At 52.9% G+C, this 6,713-nt stretch carries 6 protein-coding genes; 5 read left to right on the forward strand and 1 reads right to left on the reverse strand.

Annotated features, from left to right (window positions below; translation table 11 throughout):
- Positions 1-63: 63 nt before the first annotated feature.
- Positions 64-1,185 (forward strand): cupin domain-containing protein, encoded by a 1,122-nt coding sequence (locus KP80_RS01320; protein ID WP_052281762.1) that lies wholly within the window; start codon positions 64-66, stop codon positions 1,183-1,185.
- A gap of 37 nt (positions 1,186-1,222) precedes the next feature.
- On the opposite strand, the gene pepT is transcribed toward KP80_RS01320, so the two are convergent.
- Entirely contained in the window at positions 1,223-2,449 is a 1,227-nt protein-coding gene (pepT, locus tag KP80_RS01325) for a peptidase T (RefSeq protein ID WP_052281763.1), read from the reverse strand.
- A gap of 271 nt (positions 2,450-2,720) precedes the next feature.
- Here pepT and potA point away from each other — a divergent pair, with 271 nt between their 5' ends.
- The 4 genes from potA to potD are packed head-to-tail and all read left to right on the forward strand — an operon-like array spanning position 2,721 to position 6,547.
- A complete protein-coding gene (gene potA, locus KP80_RS01330) occupies positions 2,721-3,857 on the forward strand; it encodes a spermidine/putrescine ABC transporter ATP-binding protein PotA (RefSeq protein WP_052281764.1) in 1,137 nt (378 codons plus the stop codon).
- Complete coding sequence (potB, locus tag KP80_RS01335) at positions 3,841-4,698, forward strand: spermidine/putrescine ABC transporter permease PotB (protein ID WP_052281765.1); 858 nt, start codon at positions 3,841-3,843, stop codon at positions 4,696-4,698. The genes potA and potB overlap by 17 nt, the downstream gene beginning before the upstream one ends.
- Positions 4,695-5,504 carry a spermidine/putrescine ABC transporter permease PotC gene (potC, locus tag KP80_RS01340; protein ID WP_052281766.1) on the forward strand — a complete coding sequence of 270 codons (810 nt, stop codon included), beginning with the start codon at positions 4,695-4,697 and terminating at the stop codon, positions 5,502-5,504. Before potB ends, potC begins: the two co-directional genes overlap by 4 nt.
- Positions 5,501-6,547 (forward strand): spermidine/putrescine ABC transporter substrate-binding protein PotD, encoded by a 1,047-nt coding sequence (potD, locus tag KP80_RS01345; RefSeq protein ID WP_052281767.1) that lies wholly within the window; start codon positions 5,501-5,503, stop codon positions 6,545-6,547. Before potC ends, potD begins: the two co-directional genes overlap by 4 nt.
- Positions 6,548-6,713 lie beyond the last annotated feature (166 nt).

Genomic DNA, 6,713 nt, shown 5'->3' on the forward strand with positions numbered 1-6,713 from the left:
AGCAGGGTAGTTTTGTGAATACGATGTATAATCCGGACATACATCTGCTGCGGAAATATCAATATGGAATACCACTTAACGCTAAACTGGCCCGATTTTATGGCGCGCTACTGGCAAAAACGTCCGGTTGTGCTCAAACGCGGCTTCGCCAATTTTATTGACCCGATTTCACCGGATGAACTGGCGGGTCTGGCGATGGAAAACGAAGTCGATAGCCGTCTGGTCAGTCACCTCGACGGCGCATGGCAGGTGAAGCACGGGCCGTTTGAAAGCTATGATCATCTGGGTGAAAGCAACTGGTCGCTGCTGGTACAGGCCGTTGACCACTGGCACGAACCTTCCAGCGCCCTGATGCGCCCCTTCCGCAGCCTCCCCGACTGGCGCCTTGACGATCTGATGATCTCCTTCTCGGTACCGGGCGGTGGCGTCGGCCCGCATCTCGACCAGTACGATGTCTTTATCATTCAGGGTACCGGCCGCCGCCGCTGGCGCGTGGGCGAGAAAACTGCGCTCAAGCAACACTGCCCACACCCGGATCTGCTGCAGGTCGAAGCCTTTGAAGCCATTATCGACGAAGAAATGGAACCCGGTGACATTCTCTATATCCCACCGGGATTCCCGCACGAAGGCTATGCGCTGGAGAATTCGCTGAACTACTCCGTCGGCTTCCGTACGCCAAACAGCCGGGAGTTGATTAGCGGCTTTGCGGATTACGTCTTACAGCGCGATCTGGGCAACTTACATTACAGCGACCCGGACGTACCGTCCCGCGATCACCCGGCGGATCTGCTGCCACAAGAAGTGGATCGCCTGCGCGGTATGATGCAGGACTTGATCAATCAACCGGAGCATTTCCAGCAGTGGCTGGGGGAATTCATTAGCCAGTCTCGTCACGAACTGGATATCGCGCCACCGGAGCCACCGTATCAACCTGACGAAATTTATGACGCCCTGCAACAAGGTGACATGCTGCAACGCCTGGGCGGCCTGCGAGTGATTCGTATCGGTGATGATTTCTTTGTGAACGGTGAGAAAGTGGACTCACCGCATCGTCATGCGCTGGATGCGATGGCCGGGAGTATTATGCTGGAAAGCCAGCACTTTGGTGAGGCACTGGACGACCCGTCCTTCCTCGCGATGCTAGCCGCGCTGGTCAACAGCGGTTACTGGTTCTTCGCAGAGTAATAAGAAAAATCCCCGGTTCTCCCGGGGATTTTTTTGACTATCCGCGTTTGGCGGTCAGCTCGGCAATCCGTATTATCACCTGTACCGCCTTCTCCATCCCTTCCAGGGTCACAAATTCGTGTTTGCCGTGGTAGTTATAGCCGCCGGTGAAGATGTTCGGGCACGGTAATCCCATAAACGACAGCTGCGCACCGTCGGTGCCGCCGCGAATGGGTTTCATGTCCGGCTCAATGCCGCAGTCGCGCATTGCCTGCTGGGCGATATCCAGAATATAAGGATGATCGGCCACCTTTTCACGCATGTTGTAGTAGCTGTCTTCAATAATCAGTTCGATATAGCAGTCCGGGTGCAGCCCTTTACCGACTTTTTTCGCGATCTCCATCATTTTGCGCTTACGAGCTTCAAACTGCTTGCGGTCGAAATCGCGCACGATGTAGTGCATTTCTGCGCGATCCACCGAGCCCTTAATGCTGGTCAGATGGTAGAAACCTTCATAGCCCTCGGTCTGTTCCGGGCTTTCATCGGCAGGAACCTCAGCGTGGATACGCGCGGCCAGCGACAGGGCATTAACCATCACCCCTTTGGCGGTTCCTGGGTGCACGTTGTTGCCGACGATCTTAATGGTGACCGACGCAGCGTTGAAGTTCTCAAACTCCAGCTCACCAACACCGCCACCATCAACGGTATAGGCCCACTGGGCGTTAAACGCGGCAACATCAAAATGCTTCGCGCCCTTACCGACCTCTTCGTCCGGCGTAAAGGCCACGCGGATATCGCCGTGCGGGATATTCTTTTCTTTCAGTACTGCCAGCGCGGTCATGATTTCCGCGACGCCAGCTTTATCGTCAGCCCCCAACAGCGTTTTGCCGTCAGTGGTAATAAGCGTTTGACCGAGCAGTTGATGCAGCACCGGGAACATCACCGGCGACAGCACTTCGTCACCAATACCCAGTGCGATATCTCCGCCACGGTAGTTCTCAACAATCTGTGGGTTGACGTTTTTACCGCTAAAATCAGGTGCGGTATCCACATGGGAAATAAAACCAATCGCCGGGATATCACCGTTCACATTGGCTGGCAGCGTGGCCATCACCGTCCCCTTTTCACTCAGGGTAACGTTAACCAGCCCCATTGCTTCCAATTGCTCTTTGAGCAGGTGCAACAACTTCCACTGCCCTTCTGTACTCGGCACCTGACGCACGCCAGGTTTCGATTGCGTGTCCAGAGAAACGTACTGCAAAAAACGTTCAAGCAATTTATCCATGTAGCCACCCTCTCTTTTTGTGACAACATTATCAATAAGCAACAAAAGACAAATATTGCGTCAGGTCACTTTTAACCCGGCAAAGGTGACTTTTTTTCGCCAAACGGTATCTAATAGTCGGATATACATACACGTAGCATAGACAAGGATTGGCGAATGGCTATCGTTTGCCGTAGAATGCCAGCCCTTATTAATACATTTCAGACCTCTAAACGTCTAAAGGTGGATAACCACAAACCCCGCGTCAATAGTCTATTTATGATGCGTTTACATGGGACAGAGCAATAAATTGAATACAAAATCGCGTTCGCTGTCGCCGCTGGTCGAACTGGTGGGGATTCGCAAGGACTTCGATGGTAAGACGGTCATTTCCGATCTGGATTTGACTATTAATAACGGTGAGTTTCTCACGCTGCTTGGCCCTTCTGGCTGCGGCAAAACCACCGTACTGCGCCTTATTGCCGGGCTGGAAAACGTTGACGCCGGGCAAATCCATCTGGAAAACCAGGATATTACTCAGGTCCCCGCCGAGGACCGCCACGTGAATACCGTGTTCCAGAGCTATGCGCTTTTCCCGCACATGACCGTTTTCGACAATGTCGCCTTCGGCCTGCGTATGCAAAAAACCCCGGCTGCTGAAATCACTCCGCGCGTAAACGATGCTCTGCGTATGGTGCAACTAGAAGAGTTTGCCCTACGCAAACCTAATCAGCTTTCCGGCGGCCAGCAGCAGCGCGTTGCCATTGCCCGCGCGGTGGTCAACAAGCCTAGCCTGCTGTTATTAGACGAATCCCTTTCTGCACTCGACTATAAGCTGCGCAAGCAGATGCAAAACGAACTGAAAGCACTGCAGCGTAAGTTGGGAATTACCTTCGTCTTCGTCACCCACGACCAGGAAGAAGCGCTGACCATGTCCGACCGTATTGTGGTGATGCGTGACGGCAAAATCGAGCAGGACGGCACCCCGCGCGAAATCTACGAAGAGCCGAAAAACCTGTTTGTCGCCAGCTTCATCGGTGAAATCAATATCTTTAACGCCACGGTCATTGAACGCCTCGATGAACGCCGCGTGCGTGCCCAGGTCGAAGGTCGGGAATGCACTATCGACGTCAACTTCCCAGTAACGCCGGGTCAGAACCTTAACGTTTTGCTGCGTCCAGAGGATTTACGCGTTGATGAAATTCACGATGGTACCGAGGCAGAAGGCCTGATTGGCTACGTTCGCGAGCGTAACTATAAAGGTATGACGCTTGAGTCTGTCGTTGAGCTGGAAAACGGCAAAATGGTTATCGTCAGCGAGTTCTTCAACGAAGACGACCCGGACTTTGACCACTCGCTGGACCAGAAAATGGCGATTAATTGGGTAGAAAGCTGGGAGGTTGTACTGGCTGATGAAGAGCACAAGTAAGTTCCAGAATGTGGTGATTGCCACCATCGTCGGTTGGCTTGTGCTGTTTGTGTTCCTGCCCAACCTGATGATCATCGTCACCAGCTTCCTGACGCGTGATGATGCCAATTTCGTCCAGATGGTCTTTACTCTGGACAACTACGCTCGGCTGCTCGACCCACTGTACGCCGAGGTGCTGCTGCACTCGCTGAACATGGCCATTATCGCCACGCTGGCGTGTTTGGTTCTGGGCTATCCCTTTGCCTGGTTTCTCGCACGTCTGCCGCAAAAAGTGCGCCCACTACTGCTGTTTTTACTGATTGTTCCCTTCTGGACCAACTCGCTGATTCGTATCTACGGGCTAAAAATTTTCCTCAGCACCAAAGGCTATCTCAATGAATTTCTGCTGTGGTTGGGCATCATCGAAACGCCAATCCGTATCATGTTTACTCCGGCGGCGGTGATTATCGGGCTGGTCTATATTCTGCTACCGTTTATGGTGATGCCACTCTATTCCAGTATTGAGAAGCTTGATAAACCGCTGCTGGAAGCGGCCAAGGATCTGGGCGCCAACAAGTTTCAGACCTTTATCCGCATCATTATTCCAATGACCATGCCGGGAATTATCGCTGGCTGTCTGCTGGTGATGCTACCTGCAATGGGCCTGTTCTACGTTTCGGATCTGATGGGCGGTGCGAAGAACCTGCTTATCGGTAACGTGATTAAGAGTCAGTTCCTCAATATCCGCGACTGGCCGTTTGGTGCGGCCACCAGCATTACGCTGACGGTGGTGATGGGTCTGCTGATGCTGGTCTACTGGCGCGCCTCGCGTCTGCTGAATAGAAAGGTGGAGCTGGAATGATCGGTAAACTGCTGCGCGGCGGTTTTATGTCCGCCATTTACGCCTACCTCTATATCCCGATTATCATCCTTATCGTGAACTCCTTTAACAGTTCGCGCTTTGGAATTAACTGGCAAGGCTTCACCACCAAGTGGTACAGCCTGCTGATGAATAACGACAGCCTGCTGCAGGCCGCACAGCACTCGCTGACGATGGCGATTTTCTCCGCCACCGCCGCAACGCTGATTGGTTCATTAACCGCCGTAGCACTCTATCGCTACCGTTTTCGCGGGAAACCATTTGTCAGTGGCATGCTGTTTGTGGTGATGATGTCGCCGGACATCGTGATGGCTATTTCCCTGCTGGTGCTATTTATGCTGCTGGGTATTCAGCTTGGCTTCTGGTCACTGCTGTTCTCGCACATCACCTTCTGTCTGCCGTTTGTGGTGGTCACCGTTTACTCACGGCTGAAGGGTTTTGACGTGCGGATGCTGGAAGCGGCAAAAGATCTCGGTGCCAGCGAAATCACTATCTTACGCAAGATAATTTTTCCGCTGGCGATGCCCGCCGTCGCTGCGGGCTGGCTGCTGAGCTTTACCCTGTCGATGGATGACGTAGTGGTATCATCCTTTGTGACCGGCCCAGGCTATGAGATTCTGCCGCTTAAAATTTACTCAATGGTCAAAGTCGGTGTGTCACCGGAAGTGAACGCGCTGGCGACCATTTTGCTGGTACTGTCGCTGGTGATGGTGATTGCCAGCCAGCTTATTGCACGTGATAAAACCAAAAGCCTGCAGGTCAGGCATAACTCAGGGGACGTTAAATGATGAAATGGTCACGCCACCTGCTCGCGGCGGGTGTTTTCGCACTCGGGATGGGTGCAGCCCACGCGAACGATAGCAAAACGCTCTACTTCTACAACTGGACGGAGTACGTGCCGCCAGGGCTTCTGGAACAGTTCACCAAAGAGACCGGCATCAAGGTTATCTATTCGACCTATGAATCGAACGAAACCATGTACGCCAAACTCAAAACTTACAAAGACGGTGCCTACGATTTAGTCGTCCCGTCGACCTACTTTGTCGACAAGATGCGCAAAGAAGGCATGATCCAGAAGATCGACAAAACCCAGCTGAGCAATTTTAAAAATCTCGACCCGGAGATGCTCAACAAGCCGTTCGATCCCAACAACGATTATTCGATCCCGTATATCTGGGGTGCCACGGCTATCGGCGTCAACAGCGACGAAATTGACCCAAAAACCGTCACCAGTTGGGCCGACCTGTGGAAGCCGGAGTACAAAAGCAGCCTGCTGTTAACGGATGATGCGCGCGAAGTCTTCCAGATTTCCCTGCGCAAACTCGGTTACTCCGGTAACACCACCAATCCGAAAGAGATTGAAGCGGCCTACAACGAGCTGAAAAAACTGATGCCAAATGTGGCGGCGTTTAACTCTGATAACCCAGCCAACCCCTATATGGAAGGCGAAGTGAATCTCGGAATGGTGTGGAACGGTTCGGCCTTTGTGGCCCGCCAGGCCGGAACGCCGCTGGAAGTCATTTGGCCGAAAGAAGGCGGTATCTTCTGGATGGACAGCCTGTCTATTCCGTCTAACGCCAGGAATAAAGAAGGCGCGATGAAGCTGATTAACTTCCTCCTGCGCCCGGACGTAGCCAAACAGGTGGCGGAAACCATCGGTTACCCAACGCCAAACCTGGCGGCGCGTAAACTGTTAAGCCCGGAAGTCGCTAACGATAAATCGCTCTATCCGGACGCTGAGACGGTCAATAAAGGCGAGTGGCAGAACGATGTCGGCAGCACCAGCACGCTGTATGAAGAGTATTATCAGAAATTGAAGGCTGGGCGTTAAGGCTGCAAGTGCGGGGCGGTAGTTCGATATTTGTTAGTTAGACACAAAATTCCGTTCACTTTATGTTTGGTAGAACATGAAGCTTGAGTATCCGTGAACGGGCTAAGGGGAGCACCGCGCTCCCCTTAGCAATCCCCGCGGCCCCGCAGCGAAATCGGTGCTTCGC

The sequence above is a fragment of the Kluyvera genomosp. 1 genome, assembly GCF_001266615.1.
In the GTDB taxonomy this organism is placed as follows: Bacteria; Pseudomonadota; Gammaproteobacteria; order Enterobacterales; family Enterobacteriaceae; genus Kluyvera; species Kluyvera cryocrescens_A.

Coding starts and splice junctions, on each gene's coding strand:
- KP80_RS01320 (WP_052281762.1), top strand. CDS start 64: ATGGAATACCACTTAACGCTAAACTGGCCCGATTTTATGGCGCGCTAC.
- potB (WP_052281765.1), top strand. CDS start 3,841: ATGAAGAGCACAAGTAAGTTCCAGAATGTGGTGATTGCCACCATCGTC.
- potD (WP_052281767.1), top strand. CDS start 5,501: ATGATGAAATGGTCACGCCACCTGCTCGCGGCGGGTGTTTTCGCACTC.
- potA (WP_052281764.1), top strand. CDS start 2,721: ATGGGACAGAGCAATAAATTGAATACAAAATCGCGTTCGCTGTCGCCG.
- potC (WP_052281766.1), top strand. CDS start 4,695: ATGATCGGTAAACTGCTGCGCGGCGGTTTTATGTCCGCCATTTACGCC.
- pepT (WP_052281763.1), bottom strand. CDS start 2,449: ATGGATAAATTGCTTGAACGTTTTTTGCAGTACGTTTCTCTGGACACG.